The following is an 18747-nucleotide window of genomic DNA, read 5'->3' on the forward strand; positions in this document are numbered from 1 at the left end:
AGAGGGAGACCCTTGAATCCTAAAACTCAAGTGCCTCCCACATATGTGCTCTATGAAGGGTGAATTACGCGTTCGCGAGCGGGCGTACGCTGACCCTGTGCTTGATACCCTTGTGGAACTCAACGGTACCGTCGACCAGCGCGAACAGCGTGTCGTCCTTGCCACGGCCAACGTTCTCACCCGGGTGGATGTGCGTGCCGTGCTGACGGACGAGAATCGTGCCCGTGGTTACCGTCTGGCCGGCATAGCGCTTCGTGCCAAGGCGCTGACCGCGGGAGTCACGGCCATTACGGGAGGAACCGAGTCCTTTTTTGTGTGCCATTGTGTATACCTACTCTTTCGTTACGAGTGTAATCTACTCGGCGACGGGAGCCTCGGCAACAGCCTCAGCCTCTGCCTTGACAGCCTTCTTGGCGCGGGAGGTAGCCTGAACCTTCACGATCTTCAGCTTGGTCAGCTGCTGACGGTGACCCTTCAGACGACGATAGCGCTTGCGCTTGTGGAACTTGAAGACCAGCTGCTTCTCGCCCTTGAACTGCTCAACGATCTGAGCGGTAACCTTGGCCTTGGCCAGCTTGTCGGGATCGATGACGATCTTCTTACCATCGTTGAGGAAGATAACCGGCAGGGTGACCTTGTCGCCCTCATTGCCCTCGATCTTCTCGACGGTGATGACATCGTCGGTGGCGACCTTGTACTGCTTGCCGCCCGTGTTAACGATTGCGTACATGTTTACTTGCCCTTCATGCATCAGTTAGTGCAACAGCCGAATATAGTAGCAGGCGAAAATACCCCCGTCAACGAGTATGTGGAGCAAATCCACAAGTTCGCACAGGTATGGGGCTGACGAGTCGGCCCTCGTCGTCCTCGCATGCTTGATTCTGACGCTCGACATCGTAGGAGCAGATGGTCACGAGGTCTTGCATACCGGTGGAAACAATAGGTGCATCCACGCCCGGGGTCAAGCCCTGCAACAAAACATCAGCAGCAGAAAGCAAAATTTCCGGACGCATGGAGCCCTCGTTGTCGGCATGGGTGTCGAGCATGAGCACCAAATGGTCCGGGCGCTCCCCCGCCGTGAGCTCATAGCCCACGAGCGTGTGATCCAAATCCAAGCGCTTGCTCTTTTTGCCGCGCGCGTAGTCGATGCCGTGGCCCGCGCGCAGCGTGTCGATCGCACGACGCACCTCGTCGGCGCTTACGGGCGCCTCGGGATCCAAGTGCAGGTCGATGCGATACGACAGGCGCGTGAGCTGCGCCGTCAACGCCGGCGTGCGCACGTCGATGTACGCCGCCTCGATGGGCGCCAGATCGGCCGGAGACGCCGCAGACAGGCGCCCAAACGCCTCGTCGAGCGCCACGAACTCGGTCATAAACAGGTCATACCACTCGCAGGTCGACGACGTACCCACCGGCAGCGCCGAAGAGAAGCCCACGCGCATGTGCGGAGAGAAGCCCTGCGTGACGGCATAGGGAAGTCCCGCACGGCGCACGATGCGCTCAATGGTATGGATTACTTCGAGATGGCCCAGGTACTTAAGGCGATCGCGCTTGCCATAGCGAACACGAAGTCTAAAGAGCGAGGGGTTGTCGGTCAGGCGCTCACTCATGCGCGATCACCCATCAATACATTCTTGGCGTGGAGCGTGGGGCAGATCCCGCAGCCGGTGCACGACGTGCGGGTACAGTCGGGAGTCGTGACGCCCTCGAGCGAGCGACGGTACTCGCGCTCGAGGAAGCCGCGCGTGCAGCCGGGGCTCACGTGCTCCCACGGCAGGCGCCAGTCCAACTCGTAGGGCAGGTGCACGAGCTCATTGAGGTCGATGCCGTTTTTGGCAGCAGCTTCCTTCCAGTTATCGAGCGAGAAATGCTCTACCCAGGCGTCAAAGCGAGAGCCCGAGCGCCAAGCATCGATGATGACGGGCGTCATGTCACGACCGGCGCGGGAAAGCGCGGCCTCGATGAGCGAGGTCTCGGCATCGTGGTAATGCACGCGGACGGCACGGTTGCGAACGCTCGTGATAAGCAGCTTCTGGCGACGCTTGACGTCGTCGTAGTCGAGCTGCGGGCACCACTGGAACGGCGTGGCAGCCTTGGGGATAAAGACCGAAACCGAGATCGACACCGAAATCGAGCCGCGACGAGCCTTGGGCACCACGGAACGACCGAGCTCCAGCACGTGATCGGCCAGATTGGCGATGGCCACGATGTCCTCATCGCGCTCGCCGGGAAGGCCCATCATAAAGTAGAGCTTCATGCGGTTCCAACCGGCCTCGAAGGCCGCCTTGGCCGCACGGTCCAGGTCCTCCTCGGTCACGTTCTTGTTAATGATGTCGCGCATGCGCTGGCTGCCGGCCTCGGGCGCGAACGTTAGTCCGCCCTTCTTTTCGCCGGCGACCGACTCGGCCATATCCACGCCAAACGAATCCAGGCGCTGCGACGGAATAGACACGCGAATACCCGTATCCTCCAGGCGACGGTTGAGCCTGCCGAGCACGTCGCGAATGCAGGAGTGGTCGGTCGTGGAGAGCGAGGTCAGCGACACCTCGTCATAGCCAGTCTTTTCCAGGCCCTGAATCACCGACGAGACGATCTGGTCGGCCGAGCGCTCGCGCACCGGGCGATACGTCATGCCGGCCTGGCAAAAACGACAGCCGCGGGCGCAGCCGCGCAGGATCTCGATAGACAGGCGGTCGTGAACCAGCTGCGCATAGGGCACGCACGACTGCGACAGCGGATTCGTGGCGCCGAAATCCTCGACGACGCGCTTGTAGACCACGGTCGGCGCATCCTTGCCCTCACGTGGCACGGTGTAGCCATGCGGCGAGCAGGGCTCGTCATGACGAACCTCATAGAGCGACGGCACGTAGTTGCCGGCAATGGATGCAAGCTGCTCGACAATCTGCGCGCGCGGGACCCCTTCGTCACGCAGGCGGCGATGCAGCTGGCAGGTCTCGAGCAGCGATTCCTCGCCCTCACCGATGAGGATGGCATCGAAGAAGGCCGCGTACGGCTCGGGGTTGTACACCGAGGGACCGCCGGCGATGATAATGGGGTCGTCCTCGGTGCGGTCGGCCGCTAACAGCGGAATGCCAGCGAGGTCGAGTGCCTCGAGGAAGTTCGTCACCGCCATCTCGTGCGGCACATGCAGACCGACGATATCAAACGAAGCGACCGGCGCTGCGCCCTCGAGCGATAGCAGCGGAATACCCGCCTCGCGCATGGCGTCGCCCATATCGGGCCACGGCACATAGCCGCGCTCGCAGGAGATGCCCTCGGCCTGGTTAAGGATGTTGTAGAGGATGGCGATGCCCTGGTTGGGCAGACCAACCTCGTACACATCCGGGTAGATCAGGCAGCAACGGTAGTCGGCATCGGCCTTGGAAAGCGTGCCCCACTCGTGATCGATATAGCGGCTCGGCTTCTCGACCTTGGCGAGCAACGGCTCAATTAAATGAAAACAATCTTGGTACGGAACGCGCAACGGAAAACCCCTAAGCAGCGAGATCTGATGCGTCCTGGTAGGACGCCATAGGACGGGTAGCGCCCGCGACCGTGGTCACAAGATCGCGAACGCGGGAAAACGTGGCAGTGACCACCTCATTGGCACGGCTGTAGTCGACATCGCGCTCGTAGAGCGAAACGAGCGCACGGCCCATGCCATAGGTGCCCGCGGCAGCAGTGAGCGCCTTGACGGCAAACCCAATATGCGGCGTCTGCTTGACGAGCGCGCGGGTGACCGCGCGGATCACAAGACCGCCGGCAAGCACGCCCGCGACCTCGTAGCCACGCTCGGGTTTAATGCCGCGTCCAAAGACGGCAGCGAGCTCAAAGAGCATGCCCACCTGCGCCAGCGCCATAACGGGATAATCGGCGCCCGGCAAAAACACCAGTGCACCGGTCGCCATATTGGTGAGCGCGCACGAGGTGATGATACGGTTGGCCGCCGCGATGCGCATGAAGGCAAAGTTCGCCGCAAAAGCCGTTTCCTTGTCGGTGCGATCGAGAATCCAGCGGGCAAGCGTCTCGAGCAGATACGTCTTATCGATTGCCGCTACCACGCCGAGCATGGGCGTGGACTCCTCGATAAACGGCACCTCCACAGCAGACTCGGCAAGCACGCACACGGGCGCGCCGGCGATCACGAGCTCCTGCACGGCACTCTCCAAGCGGTCGGAACCACACGAGAGCACCAGCACCACATCGGTATCGGTCTTTGGAGCAATTCGCTCCTCCCCCAGACGCTCGACGCGCACAATGCCCGAGGTCGTCTGCGGCACAAAGGCGTCACGCACCGTCTCGGCCAGAAAGCGCGAGGCGGACGAATCCAGATAGACCGAGACGCGCACCGGCGTATCGGAATCCTTCTTAACGGACGCGCCCATCTTAAAAGCGCGGGTCAGCTTATCTACGGGAATTTTCATAGCAAACCCCTCCAGCGGTTACGCGGCGCCCGAACGATGCCGCCATATGGATTGTACGATACCCACCGTCAGCAGCTGAATCATCATCGAAGACGAACCGAAGCTAATAAACGGTAGCGGAATACCGGTAATCGGCATCATGCCGATGCACATGCCGATGTTTTCGAAAGTCTGGAACGCCCACATGCCAACGATGCCCACACACGAAAGACGCAAAAACAGCGACTCGCACTTAAAGGCGACGCGAATCGTCGAAAAGATCAGCAGCACGTAGAGGCACAGGAGCAAAAAGGAACCGCAAAAGCCAAAGGTCTCGGACAGGAAGGCGAAGACGAAGTCGGTGTGGAACTCAGGCAGAAAGCCGCCGGCCGACTGCGTCGCATGCCCCAGGCCCTTACCAAAGAAGCCGCCCGAGCCAACGGCGATAAGCGACTGCTGCAGGTTGTAGGCATCGTCCGAATCGGCATTATCGGGGTCGATAAAGACCGTCAGACGGTTCATCTGATACTGCTTGATGAGCACATCGTGGCCGAGCAACGAATCAAAGACCGAATCAAGCGCCAGGACGAGGGCCACCAGGCCCACGAGCAGGGCCAGGGTCGACAGCACCCATTCGCGGCGTGCACCGCTCATGCAGATGACGATGGCGCCCGAAACCAGCACGACCAGGCCCGAGCCCAGGTCACCCATGGCAACGACGGCCAAAAACGGAATGGACAGCATGCCGCAGAGCTTGACGTAGTCGCGAACGGTATCGATGCGACCGTTATACTGCGAGCCAAGCGTAGCAATAAAGAAGATGGTGATGAGCTTGGCAAGCTCAACCGGCTGGAACGTCAAGCCGATACCGGGAATCTTGATCCAGCCCGTCATGCCCAGACCGCCCGTATAGGACAGACCCGGAATCTTGGGCGAGAAGATCACGATCAGGTCGATGACGAGCAACGCCGTCGAGAAATTGGAAATACCGCGCAGGTCGGTTCGCCAGACGAGCACCGCCAGCACCGCTCCGATGCCAATTCCCAGCAAATGGCGCGAGAACGAAGCATCGGCCTTAAACTGCGAAGCCGACCAGATAATGATGGCACCGTAGGCGACGAGCGCCACAGTAGCCACGAGCACACCGATATGCACCTTTTGGCGAAACGTGCCGCGCGAGGCCGAAAGTTGCTTGTTGACGCGGTCCAGGCTGCTGCGAGAGCCGGTCTTGGTTGAACGGAACAGATCCGCCGGAGAAAAATCCATCGCAACCTCCTATCGAACCGAAGAATCGCCCGAGGCCGAAGAGGTATCGGGCTCGTCATAAATCACGCCGAGCACGTCGCGCACGACATGCATCGCGGTATCTGAGCCACCGCCGCCCTGCTCCAGGACGGTAGCGATGACATACTTGGGATCATCGGCCGGTGCATAGGCGCAGAACCACGCGTATTCGTCCTCGCCACTTTTCTCGCCCGTGCCCGACTTGCCGTATACCTGCGGCGTCAGGGTGCCAAAGTGCGCCGCCAGGGACGTCGATGCCGTGTAAATCACGTCGTGCATGCCGTTGCGAACAAGAGCCAAATCCGAATCGCTGTTGATCTTGGCCTCCAGGCGCTTCTTCTTGCCCTTGCCATTGTACTTATAGGCATCGCCGTCGCCATCGCGCGACACGGCAGACAAAAATACGTGAGGCACGTACTGTTTGCCGCCGTTGGCAAGACCCATATAGGCGCACGCCATCTGCAGGGGCGTCACCAGGATGTCGCCCTGGCCGATAGCAATGTTGGTCATATCGCCGGCATTCCACTTGCGGTCCTCGGCAGAGGCGTCGGTGAAGTATGACTCTTTCCACTCGGCATCGGGAATACGACCCGCGCCCTCACTCGGCAGATCGATACCGCAGGTCTTGCCTAGGCCCCAGCGACGAAAGACCTCCTGCAGGCCCTCGGGATGTTGCTCGTCATAAAAGAACGCCTTACCCATGTCGTAGAAGACGGGGTCGCACGAGTTGGCGATACCCGACTGCAGCGTCATGGTGCCGTGGCCAGACGTCAGCCAGCAGCGCTTGCCCCAAGCCTTGCCCAGACCCGTCCAATAACCCGTGCAGTTGGTTGTCTGCGTTGAAGTGTAGGTTCCAAACTCAAGACCGGCCAGTGCCGAGAGCGGCTTGATGGTCGAGGCCGACATGTACTGTCCGCTAATGGCGCGGTTGAGCAGCGGGTGCGAACCCTTGTCATCATTGAGCTCGGTCCACACGTCATTTGAGACGCCGCCGATAAAGACGGACGGATCGAACTTGGGCTGGCTCGCCATGCCCAGGATCTCGCCATTGTTGGGATCGAGACACACCACAGCGCCGTTGCCGGCATTGCTGTAGCCAGTGGTCTTGGCAAGCTCGATAGCGCTCGCCAGCGCCGTCTCACAGGCCTGTTGGATCTTAAGGTCGAGCGTGAGCTTAATGTCGGAGCCGGCCTTCGCGGGCACGGCGCCGGCCTGACCGGTCACATTGCCCGAGGCATCGACCTTGACGGTCTGCTCGCCACGAATACCCTGCAGCAGGTTTTCGTAGTAGCTCTCAACGCCCGCCTGGCCCACGATATCGCCCGACTGGTACGTAATCTTGCCAGCAGAAGCATCATCATCGCCAGAGGTTTTCTTATTCTGGGCCTCGAGCTGCTCGGAGGTAATGGTGCCGGTATAGCCCAAGATATGGCATGCCGTCTCGCCGTATGGATACTGGCGCTCGGTACGCTCGGCAATCTTGACGCCCGGGAACTCGCCGGCGTGTTCCTTGATATAGGCAACCGTGGAGCGACGGACGTCCGTCGCGATGGTATGCAGGCTCTGAGCGCCCTCTGTATTGTCCTGAATATTGCGAAGGACCGCCACATAAGGCATTCCAAGCACGTTGGCAAGATGGCGAACCAGAACCTCATCCTCGGCAAGGTCGCGGTAGGCCACGACAGCAAGTGAGGGACGGTTCTGGACAAGCGCCACGCCATTGCGGTCGAGGATGCGGCCGCGCACAGCGGGTGTGGTAACGGTGCGAGTCTGATTACTATTGGCCTGCTTCTCGTAATAGTCCGACGAGACCATCTGCATGCCCCACAGCTTGACGGCAAGTGCCGCAAACATCGCGCCCACACCCGTGGTGAGGATGGAAAAGCGGCCCTTAAAGGCGGTCGCCGCGGTATTGCCCTCGCCCTCGGTGGCGCGCGGGGCCGTTCCATGCTGTGTATCGTAGGTAAAACGGGAATCGCCTCGACGCATGATGACCAGCGCGACCACGATGGCCACAACCAGCACGATACCGGCGATAATAACCGTCATCTGGGAAGACATCTACGGGCCTCCCCTATTTGAGCTTGCGGGTCTTGGGCTTAAAGCGCATACCCGTCTGGCGTCCGCCACGTGCGGAGAATCCATAGCCGGACTGCGGCACGACGCCGGACATCAAAAACGGAATGGCAACCAGACCCGTCAGGATCGAGGACGGCAGCGCATGGCCGAAGATCGCCACGACAAAGCTCGTCTCCAAACCCATAAACAGCAAGATGATGCTGTAGATCACATTAATGACGAGCGCAAAGGCGCCCACGGTGACGCCGCGCGCACTCGGGGTACCGCCCGTCTGACCGACGGCGCTGTGCACCAGGGCAAAAGAACCCACGGTCAGCAGGAGCGACATAACGCCCACCGGCACGGCAGCGGACAGGTCATAAAACAAGCCGCTGCAAAAACCGCACACGACGGCACGGGTCGGGTCGCCCGAGAACACGCTTAGGCACACCAGGATAATCATGAAGTTGACGCGACCTCCCGCAATGGAGATCTGCGGTGCCAGGCCTGCCTGCAGCAGCACACACACAATGGCGGCGATTACAAACGTGCGGGAGCTCATCCCCTGCTCGTGTAGATCCATGGACATGCCCCCTATTCGCTCGAGCCAGAATCGGTCGTCTCGGACGTGTCGGAACTGTCATCCGAGCTCTCGTCCTTCGTCTTGGTCGCAGCATCGCGCGACGTTCCCTGCGGCGTGCTGTTGGCCGTGCTCACGTCCTCATCCGAGGCCGACTGTTCGTCGGTCAGCGAGGTGATGACCAGCACTTCCTCGTTGTTCTCGGCCGTGGTCTGAGCGCGCACCACAATGGTGTAGTACACGTCGTTTGCCGATTTCTCAACCGACGAGACGGTGCCAAGCGGAAGGCCCTTGGGGAACACGCCACCGATGCCAGAGGTCACGATGATATCGCCAACCTTAACATCGGAGTCGACGCTCACGTACTCAAGACGCAGCGTGCCGTCAGCCTGACCCTGCAGCATACCCTGGGCGCGCGTGTCCTGCACCATGGCGGACACGCCCGAGTTCTCGTCGCCAATCAGGCGCACGGTAGAGGTCTTGGCCGATACCTCGATAATCTGGCCGATAACACCGGCAGAACTCGTCACGGGCATGTTGATGGTAAGGCCGTCGGCAGAGCCCTTGTCGATGGTAACGGTCGAGGTCCAGGCATCGCCGGAGGCACCAACGATACGAGCTGCGGTCGATTTGAGGTTGTAGGTCGATTGCAGCCCGACCAGGCCCTCCAGGCGCTCGGCAGTCTTTTGAGCCTCAGAAAGCTCGGCGACCTTAGAGGTCAGCTCCTCATTTTGCTTCTTGAGCTCGTCGAGCGTGTCCTGCGACGCCGTTAGGTTAGAGAACACGTTGCCAATCGCATTGAAGGGAGCCGCCACAGCCGAGCCCACAAAGCGCACCGGAGAGGTAATCGTCGTTACGCCCGAACGCACGGCATGAATCGGCCCTGCCTCGCCCTCGCGGATGTAAAACGTGAGCAGCAACACCGAAATCAGGCTGAAAACAATCAACGGGCGCATACCCGTTGATTGTCGCTTGGTATTCAGATTTGTGGAGAAACCCGAAGATCGTGCCAAATGGAATCCACCTTTTGGAAATTAAGCATTGGTCTGGACGAAGCCGCCATCAAACGCATTGGCCTCGAGCACGCGGGCACAGCCGTTAACGACGTTATCGAGCGCCGTGGGGCTGACGTTGACCGAAACACCGGTCTCATCGCGCAGGCGCACGTCGAGACCGCGCAGCAGCGCGCCGCCACCAGTCAGCAAAATGCCGTAGTACATAAGGTCCGAGGCGAGATCGGGAGGCGTGGCATCGAGGGCGTCCTTGACGGCCTTGGCCATCTCGTCGAGCGGCTTGTTGAGCGCGCGACGAATCTCCTCGCTCTCGATGCGCACGGTCTTGGGCAGACCGGTGATCACGTCGCGGCCGTTGACCTCGACGTCGAGCTCGTCCTTGAGCGGCACGGCGGAACCGACCTTGATCTTGATGTCCTCTGCCGTACGCTCGCCGATGGCCAGGTTGTAGGCATCGCGAACGTGCGTGAGGATGGCCTGATCGAACTCGTCGCCGGCAATACGGATGGACTGCGAGACGACAATGCCGCCCATGGCGATAACGGCGACCTCGGTGGTACCGCCGCCGATGTCGATGACCATGGAGCCGGTGGGTTCCTCGACGGGCAGGTCGGCGCCGATAGCGGCGGCCATGGGCTCCTCGATCAGGTAGGCCTGGCGGGCACCGGCCTGGATCGTGGCCTCAAAGACAGCTCGCTTCTCGACCGACGTGACGCCGGAGGGAACGCAGACGACAACGCGCGGACGCGGGGTCCACGGATAGCGCTTCTCGGAAGCCTTGTCGATAAAGTAGCGAAGCATGGCCTCGGTAACATCGAAGTCGGCGATGACGCCGTCCTTCAGGGGACGAACGGCCACGATGTTGCCGGGCGTACGGCCGAGCATGCGCTTTGCCTCGATACCGACCGCCAGGATGCGCTCGTCGTTCTTGTCGATGGCGACAACAGAGGGCTCGCGGATGACGATGCCCTTGCCGCGCACGGAGACAAGCGTATTTGCGGTGCCGAGGTCGATGGCAAGATCGCCCGCATAGCTACCGAAGAACATATCCATCAAAGAAAACAACGCAACTCCTGATGTGTTGGATGATTGCTGGAAAACTACTAGTTCATGATACTAGCGCAAGCCCGGCACCTCACTTGCGGTGAAGCGCCGGGCAAAGCTAAATCCCATAAGGTCACTACTGGTTGTCAGCAGCCGAGAAATCCATATCGAGCGAGGAAACGGCCCAGCCGATATGGTTGTCAGAGCGCACGAATTTGACGGTGTACTCCTGCTCGCCGCCCTTGGACAGCGATGCCTTAACCTTGGCGGTCGTCTCGGTCATGGACTGATCCATGCCCTCGACGGACACGGTGGCGCCCTGCGGAATCGAGGAGATGATCATCGACTTGGCGTCCTCGGACAGGCTCGAGGCCAGGCAAGACTCGGCCTTTGCGGTGTCACCGTCGCCGGCAGCCTGGAACAGATCGGTGATAACCGACTCCTGCGAGGGGAAGCCAAAGCCGCGCGTGTAGGCAAAGCCCAGACCGCCCGCAGCAATCAAGATGAGCAGAAGCAGCACGATGAAGACTTTGAGACCCGTGTGGCGATGGCGACGACGGACCTTGGCCTGCTTACGATCCTGACGGTCCTGCTGGACCATCTCGGACTCGGACAGCGTAAAGAAGCCGGTGTCCGAGGGATCGGGCATAAACTGACCGGTCGCGCCCGTAGGATCGAGCGGATCGACGGCAGGAGCGTCCATCGCGGGCGCCGGAGCCGTGGCCATAGCCGTCTGGGCAGACAGCGCGGCAAGCGAATCGTGCACGCGGACAAGCTCATCGGCCTGCTCGGAGGTGAGCTGGTAGATGCCATCGGCAGTAGCGGCGTTAAAGGCGTCGAGTGCGTCGGAGGGGCGGCCGGCGGCAGAAAGTGCCTGACCCATGCCGGCGTTGAGCGCACGCGTGTCGTCGCGGGGGCCGGCAAAGTCGATAGCCGTGCGGTAGGTCTCCACGGCATCCGCCGGACGGCCGAGCTTAATGAAGCAACGACCAAGCTCGCCCAGTGCGGCGGCAGGAGCCGGATTGGCGCCGTCGATGGCAGCCTGACGGAAGGCAGTACCCGCGTTGGCATAATCGCCCGACTGGAACAGCGCATTGCCCAGGCCCAGATAGGCCTTGAACGGCGTGGCATAGGAAGCATCCTGCGTAGCACCAGAGAACGCCTGGGCGGCCGTCGTGTAGTCGCCCACGGCGGCGAGCGCCTTGCCGCGGTTGGTGAGCAGCGCGCCGCGCTTGCCGTAGGTGCCGTCGTTGAGGGCGGCAGCATAAGCCTCGGCGGCCTCGGCATACATGCCCAGGTGCATCAAGGCGTTGCCACGAAGGTGATCGGCCTCGCCCATAATCTCATCGGGAGTCTTTGCCGCCCCAAGCATCTGGGCTGCAGCGGAAAAATCACCCGCGCGGTAAGCGGCGCGGCCCTGTTGGATCAGCTGGCTATTCAAGGAAGTCCCCTTTACTCGTGAACGATCTCGACATGGACGATCTCGTCGCCGGCACGCAGCTGCGAAATCACATCGAGACCCTCGACCGTGGTACCAAAGACGGTGTAACCGGAATCGAGGTTATGCTGGGCGCCCAGGCAGAAGTAGAACTGCGAACCCGCGGAATCGGGGTCCATGGAGCGTGCCATGGCAAGGGCACCATCGACATGGCTGTTGCGCGGATTGGTGGCAAACTCGCCCTTGATGCAGTAGCCGGGGCCACCGGTACCGGGCATGCCGTCGGGGCCCTCAAGACCAGCGGCGACGTCGGCGCCGGACATATCGCGGGTATTGGGGTCGCCGCCCTGGATGACAAAACCGGGCACATAGCGATGGAACTTAAGGCCATCATAGAAGCCCATCGTGGAAAGCTCGCAGAAGTTCGCGACATGAATGGGAGCGCCCTCGCCGTCAAACTTGACCTTGATGGTACCCTTCGACGTCTCGATAACGGCGCACTCGTCGCCGGCAAGCTGATACTCGGGCGTGTAGAGCTCTTTCTTAAAACCAAACATGTGGTTCCTTCCTCGTGCGTTTAAAGCATATTTGTACGAATTGTAGCAATAAGCATGCGCTTACATCAATTGCGCACGTAGGTTATGCCGACTATGGCGAACTAATTTTGGGAACGCTGCTGCGGCTTCCAGGAGCCCACATTGGCGTCGTACTGGTTCAGCGCGCTGTTGCCGCCCTGTGCGATGGGCGCCAGGATCTCGCTTTGGTGGGAACTCATCGACTCGCCATCGGGAATGGCCAGCGAGATATCCCAGCTCTGGCAGATCACGTCGACACGCTCGTACATCCACTCGGCAAGCTGCTTTAAGTGGGCGATGTCGTCCGCATAGACCGTATCGTCCTGATACTTAAGGTTGTTAAGCTCATCTTGCGTCTTTTTGATCTGGTCGCGCAGGGCGTAGGCACTCTGCGACAGCTCCTGGCGGGTGGACAGCGGCGTTCGGAGATAGCCGTTGTTAAAGGAATCGATGACCTCGCCGATCTGGTCCTCGTCAGCGTAGGACACGATGGTCTGATACAGACCGTCGAGCCTGGTATAGAGCTGATCATCGGTGAGCACGGTTTCTTCCTGGACCACCTCCGCAGAATCGTCCTGCTTGGTATCGTCCTCAGTGGCCTCGCCCTTTTGGCGCGTGGGGAAGGTGGTCTGTGCAGCTTGGCCAAACTGGTCGTAGAAGCCGGGCATAACACCCATGGGATCGGTCGTCACGAACCAATAGGCACCGCCGCAAACGACGGCAAGGACCGCGATTACGATAAGCGGCTTGGGAATATGACGCTTGTGCTTGTGATAGGCGTCCTCGTCGGGGTGCACCTTGCGCTTGGGTTTTTGAGCATCGTCATGCAGGGAAACGGGCATGGGAATATCGACCTTGGGGATACCGAAATCCTTATCGAAAGCCGGCAGCACGCAGGTCTCATTGGGGTCGGCGGCGTCCGAAAGCACCGCAGCGGCAGAGGCCGGCGCATGCGGCACCTCGGTATCGATCTGCTCTTGCGTTAGGCGCGGAAAGCCCGCCGTGCGGCCCGCTGCCAGGTCGGATGCGGCCGCGTCCTCGGAGAGGATACCCGGAGCGGGGCGTCCGCATTTGGGGCACGTACGATCATGCGGAGAAAGACGGGCACCGCAGCCCTCGCAGAACACGAACTCGGTGTGCTCGGGACCATCGCCCGGACCCACATAGGCGTTGCAGTAGGGGCAGAACGAGGCGCCGTCCTCGATGGTCTTAAGGCAATGCGGACAGATCACGGCATCCTCTTTTCGAAGCAATTCAAACAATCGAGGTTAGAGCATAACATCGCCAAGGCCCCACAGGAGCAAGGCACCAATTCAACATCGCCAGGGCGCGTAGTTACTTCTTCTTTTTGCTCGGCATCGAGACTTTGATGCCTTGGGCGGACTTGGTTACGCGGGAGCGCTTGACTCCGGTACTCTTCTTTTTCTTGGGCTGGGCCTGGGCCACGCCCTCGAGTGCGCGGGCCTCGGCCTCACGAACGGTGCGAGCTTCGCGGCGCTGCGCCATGTCGGCGGCGACGCGCTTGGCAAAACGCTCGGCCGTCGAACCCGTCGAGCTCACCTTGCCGCCACCGCGACCCAAGCGGACGCGCACACCGCGGCCAAAACCAGTTGCGGCATGACGACGACGCGGCTTGAGCGAATCCATCATCGTGGCGAGCTTAAAGAACACCGAGCAGGTGATGACCACGATGACAGCCAAGATAACCATCTGACCCATCGACAGGTTGGCAATAGACAGCAGCTTCGGGAATCCGATAACGCCCGTCAGGATGCCGGCAACTACAAACACAAAGAGCGCCACACGTAAGGGCGTGAGGGGCTGCGAGATACGCCAGATCAGGCTGACACTCGCCGCGCACGACGTAAGTAGGCACATCGTAGACAGCGTGAGCTGGCTAAAGCCAAACACGCGCGCCACAAAGATATCGAGCGCCGCGGCCAAAATGACCGCAAGCGACGCCGGCAGTGCCCGCTTGAGCACGTTCGTCAGGAACGACCCCTTCACGCGAGCATTGTTGGGCTCCAGGCCCAACACAAAGCCCGGCGCGCCAATGCAGAAGAAGTTGATGAGCGTCATCTGAATCGGCTCGAAAGGGTACGGCGGCAGTGCGATGCACAGCGCCGCCAGGCCCATCGAGAACAGCGTCTTAGTCAGGAACAGCGAAGCCGAACGCTGCAGGTTGTTGATGGAGCGACGGCCCTCGGCCACCACGGCGGGCATCGAGGCAAAGTCGTTGTCGACGAGCACGATCTCGGCCACGTTACGCGCGGCATCGGAGCCGGCCGCCATGGCCACGGAGCAGTCGGCCTCCTTGAGCGCCAGCACGTCGTTGACGCCGTCGCCTGTCATGGCCACGGTGTGCTCGCGGCGCTTGAGCGCCTGCACGAGCTCGCGCTTCTGCTGCGGGGTCACACGACCAAAGACATGGTAGCGGTCCACTGCGGCATCGAGCTTGGCCGGCGTATCGAGCGTCGTGGCGTCCACATAAGCGTCCGCCCCCGGCACGCCCACCACGCGCGCGATCGACGACACCGTACGCGGGTCGTCGCCACTGATCACGTTGAGAGTCACGCCCTGCTCGTTAAAGTAGCCGATGGTCTCGGCCGCCGAGGTACGGATCTCGTCGCGTATGGTCACAAAGCCCACGGGCTCGGCCTCGCCCACCATATCGCCATCGGGCGTAAAGCCGTCAACGCGCGCCACCACGAGCACGCGGCAGGTATCGGCAAGCTCGGCGACACGGTTCTCGACCTGGGCAAACGCACGATCAGAGAGCACAAACTGCGCCGCACCCATCACATATGAGCCCTGTGCAAACGACGCGCCGCTCCACTTTTTGGAAGACGAGAACGGAATGACCGACAGCGGCTCGGACACCTCGACCGGACGGTCGGCGTAATAGTTGAGCAGCGCCTGACAGGTCTCGTTGGCATCGGCCGAGGTCGCACGTGCGACGTTAGCCAGCGCAAAATCGAGCACCGTGGTATCGACGGGAACGGCGGCGTCGCCCTCCCCCGCACCCATACCCTCGACCGGCAGCGGATAGGTACCCTCGACCTCCATGCGGCCCGACGTGATGGTGCCCGTCTTGTCCAGGCACAGCACGTCGACGCGCGCGAGCGTCTCAATGCAGTAGAGCTGCTGCGCGAGTACCTTGCGGCGGGCCAGGCGCACCGTGGCAATGGCGAGCACCGACGAGGTCAGCAGCACCAGGCCTTGCGGGATCATGCCCAGCAGGGCGCCCACCGTGGACAGCAGCGCCGACGAAGGCACATGACCAGCCAACAGCTCGGAGAAGCACCACGAAAGCGCGCTATTGCCTGGGGTTCCCGCGGCATCCCACAGCTCGCTCACGCTCGAGGCAAACAACGCCAAACCGAGCGGGATCATGATGATGCTCGCAAAGCGCACGATGGCGTTAAGCGCGTTCATGATCTCGGAATTGACCTTTTTGACGTACTTCGCCTCGTTATTAATTTTGGCCACGTAGTTGTCGGCGCCGACATGGATCACGCGGGCGCGCAGCAGGCCCGAGTCGATAAAGCTGCCGCTCATGAGCTCGGAACCGGGCTGTTTCTTAATGAGGTCGCTCTCACCCGTCAGCAGGCTCTCGTTCACGAGCGCCTCGCCCGAAACCACCACGGCGTCAGCGGGAATCTGGTCGCCGCGCCCCAGGCGGATGATATCGTCGAGCACGATCTGGTCCAGGTCGAGCTCCACCTCGGCGCCGTCGCGCACCGCAATGGCCTTCTTGGAGGTCAGCAGCGTGAGCTTATCGACCATCTTCTTGGAACGCATGGACTGGATGACGCCAATAGCAGTATTGAGGAACACTACGAACAGGAACGTCAGATTCTTAAACGAACCGGTCAAAATGACTAGGAACGCCAAAATCACGTTGATCAAATTGAACAGCGTGCAGAGGTTCTCGATGATGAGCTCTTTGACCGACTTGGTCTTGAGCTCCATATTGCGGTTGATCTTACCGGCGGCGATGCGCTCCTCGACCTCGGCGGTCGAGAGTCCGCGCTCGATATCCGTTGCTGCCATACCACGTCCCATCACGTCGCGTCGGTATAAGAAAAACCGCCCGGACCATGCGAGGTTCGGACGGTCTTACGTTCGATGGTGCCCCATGTTGGATTCGAACCAACGGCCTTCTGCTCCGGAGGCAGACGCTCTAATCCCCTGAGCTAATAGGGCCAACAGTTGGCATTATACCCAAGTGCACCACGGGCTATCAAAATAAAAGAAAAAGCTTTGCAATTCCGAGGAAGACGCGGCGCAACGGCTCACTTTAGAAGGCAAAAGCGAATCAGATAGTATAAACTCTCATGCACCATATATACACGGCTCGCGATGCGGGCCGTTTTTGCAAGGGTTATCCACCGAGATGAGAGGCGCACCATGATTGCAATTTTAAAGCAGAGCGCCAGCGACGAGGCCGTCAGCCATATCGTCAGCTGGATTGAGAAAAAGGGCCTGAAGACCGATGTCTCGCGCGGCGAGAACGAGACGATCATCGGCCTGGTGGGCGATACGACCAAGATCGACCCGTTCCTGCTCGAGTCCATGGACGTCGTCGAGCGCGTGCAGCGCGTCTCCGAGCCGTTCAAGCGCGCCAATCGCAAGTTCCACCCCGAGGACTCCGTCATCGACTGCGGCCACGGCGTCAAGATCGGCGGCGATCAGTTCCAGGTCATCGCCGGCCCGTGCTCCGTCGAGGGCGAGAACCTCATCCGCATCGCACGCCGCGTGAAGGCCGCCGGCGCCACGATGCTGCGCGGTGGCGCCTACAAGCCCCGCACCTCCCCGTACGCCTACCAGGGCATGGGCCCCGCCGGCCTGGACCTGCTGTGCGAGGCGTCCGCCGAGCTCGACATGCCGATCGTCACCGAGATCATGGACCCACGCGACGTGCAGGTCTTCCTGGACAAGAAGATCGACGTCATGCAGATCGGCGCGCGCAACGCCCAGAACTTCCCTCTGCTCAAAGAGGTGGGCAAGACCAAGACTCCGATCTTGCTTAAGCGCGGCATGTCCGGCACGATCGATGAGCTGCTCATGGCCGCCGAGTACATCATGAGCGAGGGCAACGACAACGTCATCCTGTGCGAGCGCGGCATCCGCACCTTCGAGACTCGCACCCGCAATACCTTCGACCTCAACGCCGTGCCGGTGCTGCACCACCTGTCGCATCTGCCCGTCGTCGCCGACCCCAGCCACGCCACCGGCTACACCCGCTACGTTGAGCCCATGGCGCTCGCCGCGACCGCCTGCGGTGCCAACGGCCTGGAGATCGAGGTCCACGACGAGCCGAGCCGCGCCTGGTCCGACGGTGCCCAGGCCCTCACCCCCGATCAGTTCGACGACACCATGCGCCGCATCCGAGCCATCCGCGAGGTCGTCTGCCAAGAGACCATGGAGTAGCCCATGGGTACGGTGAGAAACGCGCGCGTTAACCAGGGCGGCCCCAAGTGCGCCGGTATCGTCGGCCTGGGCCTCATCGGCGGCAGCTTTGCCCGCGGCTATGCGCAGGCGGGCGTCCGCGTGCTGGCCTGGGACCCCGATGACGATGTCATGACAGCCGCCAGCATGGGCACCGTTGCCGGCGAGCTCAACGACGAGACGCTCGGCGAATGCGACATCATCGTCCTCGCCTGCTATCCCGAGGCATGCATCGAGTGGCTCGAGGCGCACGCCCAGGCGCTCGCCGACGCCACCGACACCGACGCCATCATGGGTCCCGTGGTGATCGACACCGTGGGCGTCAAGGGCATTGTGTGCGAACGCGCCTTTGAGCTTGCCCGCGAGAACGGCTTTTACTTTGTGGGCGCGCACCCCATGGCGGGCACCCAGTTCTCGGGCTACGCGCACTCCCGCGCCGACCTGTTCCAGGGCGCGCCACTCGTGCTCGTGCCGCCCGCGGTAGACGATGCGCTCAAGCTGGAGCTTTTGGGCCAGGTGCGCGAGATGGTGCGCCCCCTGGGCTTTGGCAAGTTCAGCGTAACGAACGCCGCCGAGCACGACCGCGTCATCGCCTTCACGAGCCAGCTTGCGCACGTGGTGTCCAACGCCTACGTAAAGAGCCCGACCGCCCAGGTCCACCACGGCTTTTCGGCCGGTAGCTACCGCGATCTCACCCGCGTGGCGCACCTCAACCCGCAAATGTGGTCCGAGCTCATGATCGACGACGCCGACGCACTCGCCTTCGAGATCGACCATCTGATCGAGTCGCTTGGCGCCTACAGCCGTGCGCTCAAAGACCGCGACCAGCACTATCTGGAGAATCTTCTTGCCGAGGGAGACCGCATTAAGCGCGCACTCGACGACGAGGCCTCCCACTAGA

Annotated in this window: 16 protein-coding genes and 1 tRNA gene; 2 read left to right on the forward strand and 15 right to left on the reverse strand. The window is 61.3% G+C overall.

The window, feature by feature from the left end; genetic code table 11:
- Window positions 1-64 precede the first annotated feature (64 nt).
- The 15 genes from rpmA to ACESWY_RS05585 all read right to left on the reverse strand — a co-directional run bounded on the left by rpmA (window position 65) and on the right by ACESWY_RS05585 (window position 16601).
- Entirely contained in the window at window positions 65-322 is a 258-nt protein-coding gene (gene rpmA / locus ACESWY_RS05515) for a 50S ribosomal protein L27 (protein ID WP_006236075.1), read from the reverse strand.
- Between the two features lie 33 nt (window positions 323-355).
- Window positions 356-730 carry a 50S ribosomal protein L21 gene (gene rplU / locus ACESWY_RS05520; protein ID WP_373093218.1) on the reverse strand — a complete coding sequence of 125 codons (375 nt, stop codon included), beginning with the start codon at window positions 728-730 and terminating at the stop codon, window positions 356-358.
- Between the two features lie 67 nt (window positions 731-797).
- Window positions 798-1610, reverse strand: coding sequence for a TIGR03936 family radical SAM-associated protein (locus tag ACESWY_RS05525; RefSeq protein ID WP_373093219.1), 813 nt, complete (start codon window positions 1608-1610; stop codon window positions 798-800).
- Window positions 1607-3484, reverse strand: a complete 1878-nt coding sequence (locus ACESWY_RS05530; RefSeq protein ID WP_238057426.1) for a TIGR03960 family B12-binding radical SAM protein — start codon at window positions 3482-3484, stop codon at window positions 1607-1609. The genes ACESWY_RS05525 and ACESWY_RS05530 overlap by 4 nt, the downstream gene beginning before the upstream one ends.
- Window positions 3485-3494: 10 nt before the next feature.
- On the reverse strand, window positions 3495-4424 hold the full coding sequence (locus tag ACESWY_RS05535) for a YcjF family protein (protein ID WP_117745944.1): 930 nt from the start codon (window positions 4422-4424) through the stop codon (window positions 3495-3497).
- 18 nt (window positions 4425-4442) lie between these two features.
- Window positions 4443-5669 (reverse strand): FtsW/RodA/SpoVE family cell cycle protein, encoded by a 1227-nt coding sequence (locus tag ACESWY_RS05540; RefSeq protein ID WP_022094759.1) that lies wholly within the window; start codon window positions 5667-5669, stop codon window positions 4443-4445.
- A gap of 9 nt (window positions 5670-5678) precedes the next feature.
- Window positions 5679-7748: a penicillin-binding protein 2 gene (gene mrdA, locus ACESWY_RS05545; protein WP_138374980.1), complete on the reverse strand. Its 2070-nt coding sequence runs from the start codon at window positions 7746-7748 to the stop codon at window positions 5679-5681.
- 13 nt (window positions 7749-7761) lie between these two features.
- Window positions 7762-8328, reverse strand: a complete 567-nt coding sequence (locus ACESWY_RS05550) for a rod shape-determining protein MreD (RefSeq protein ID WP_022094761.1) — start codon at window positions 8326-8328, stop codon at window positions 7762-7764.
- Window positions 8329-8339: 11 nt separating this feature from the next.
- Window positions 8340-9281 carry a rod shape-determining protein MreC gene (mreC, locus tag ACESWY_RS05555; protein WP_082421788.1) on the reverse strand — a complete coding sequence of 314 codons (942 nt, stop codon included), beginning with the start codon at window positions 9279-9281 and terminating at the stop codon, window positions 8340-8342.
- Window positions 9282-9359: 78 nt separating this feature from the next.
- Window positions 9360-10391 (reverse strand): rod shape-determining protein, encoded by a 1032-nt coding sequence (locus tag ACESWY_RS05560; RefSeq protein ID WP_006236061.1) that lies wholly within the window; start codon window positions 10389-10391, stop codon window positions 9360-9362.
- 127 nt (window positions 10392-10518) lie between these two features.
- On the reverse strand, window positions 10519-11823 hold the full coding sequence (locus ACESWY_RS05565; protein WP_373093220.1) for a tetratricopeptide repeat protein: 1305 nt from the start codon (window positions 11821-11823) through the stop codon (window positions 10519-10521).
- An 11-nt stretch (window positions 11824-11834) separates the two neighbouring features.
- Entirely contained in the window at window positions 11835-12377 is a 543-nt protein-coding gene (locus ACESWY_RS05570) for a peptidylprolyl isomerase (RefSeq protein ID WP_006236059.1), read from the reverse strand.
- 101 nt (window positions 12378-12478) lie between these two features.
- A complete protein-coding gene (locus tag ACESWY_RS05575) occupies window positions 12479-13627 on the reverse strand; it encodes a zinc ribbon domain-containing protein (RefSeq protein ID WP_373093221.1) in 1149 nt (382 codons plus the stop codon).
- A gap of 103 nt (window positions 13628-13730) precedes the next feature.
- Window positions 13731-16448: an HAD-IC family P-type ATPase gene (locus tag ACESWY_RS05580; RefSeq protein WP_373093222.1), complete on the reverse strand. Its 2718-nt coding sequence runs from the start codon at window positions 16446-16448 to the stop codon at window positions 13731-13733.
- A gap of 76 nt (window positions 16449-16524) precedes the next feature.
- Window positions 16525-16601, reverse strand: a tRNA-Arg gene (locus ACESWY_RS05585).
- A gap of 204 nt (window positions 16602-16805) precedes the next feature.
- Here ACESWY_RS05585 and aroF point away from each other — a divergent pair.
- Window positions 16806-17828 (forward strand): 3-deoxy-7-phosphoheptulonate synthase, encoded by a 1023-nt coding sequence (gene aroF / locus ACESWY_RS05590; protein ID WP_117629151.1) that lies wholly within the window; start codon window positions 16806-16808, stop codon window positions 17826-17828.
- 3 nt (window positions 17829-17831) lie between these two features.
- Window positions 17832-18746 carry a prephenate dehydrogenase gene (locus tag ACESWY_RS05595; RefSeq protein ID WP_373093223.1) on the forward strand — a complete coding sequence of 305 codons (915 nt, stop codon included), beginning with the start codon at window positions 17832-17834 and terminating at the stop codon, window positions 18744-18746.
- Window position 18747 lies beyond the last annotated feature (1 nt).

Origin of the sequence: Collinsella aerofaciens ATCC 25986 (assembly GCF_964237925.1) — a bacterium.
Taxonomy (GTDB): domain Bacteria; phylum Actinomycetota; class Coriobacteriia; order Coriobacteriales; family Coriobacteriaceae; genus Collinsella; species Collinsella aerofaciens_BJ.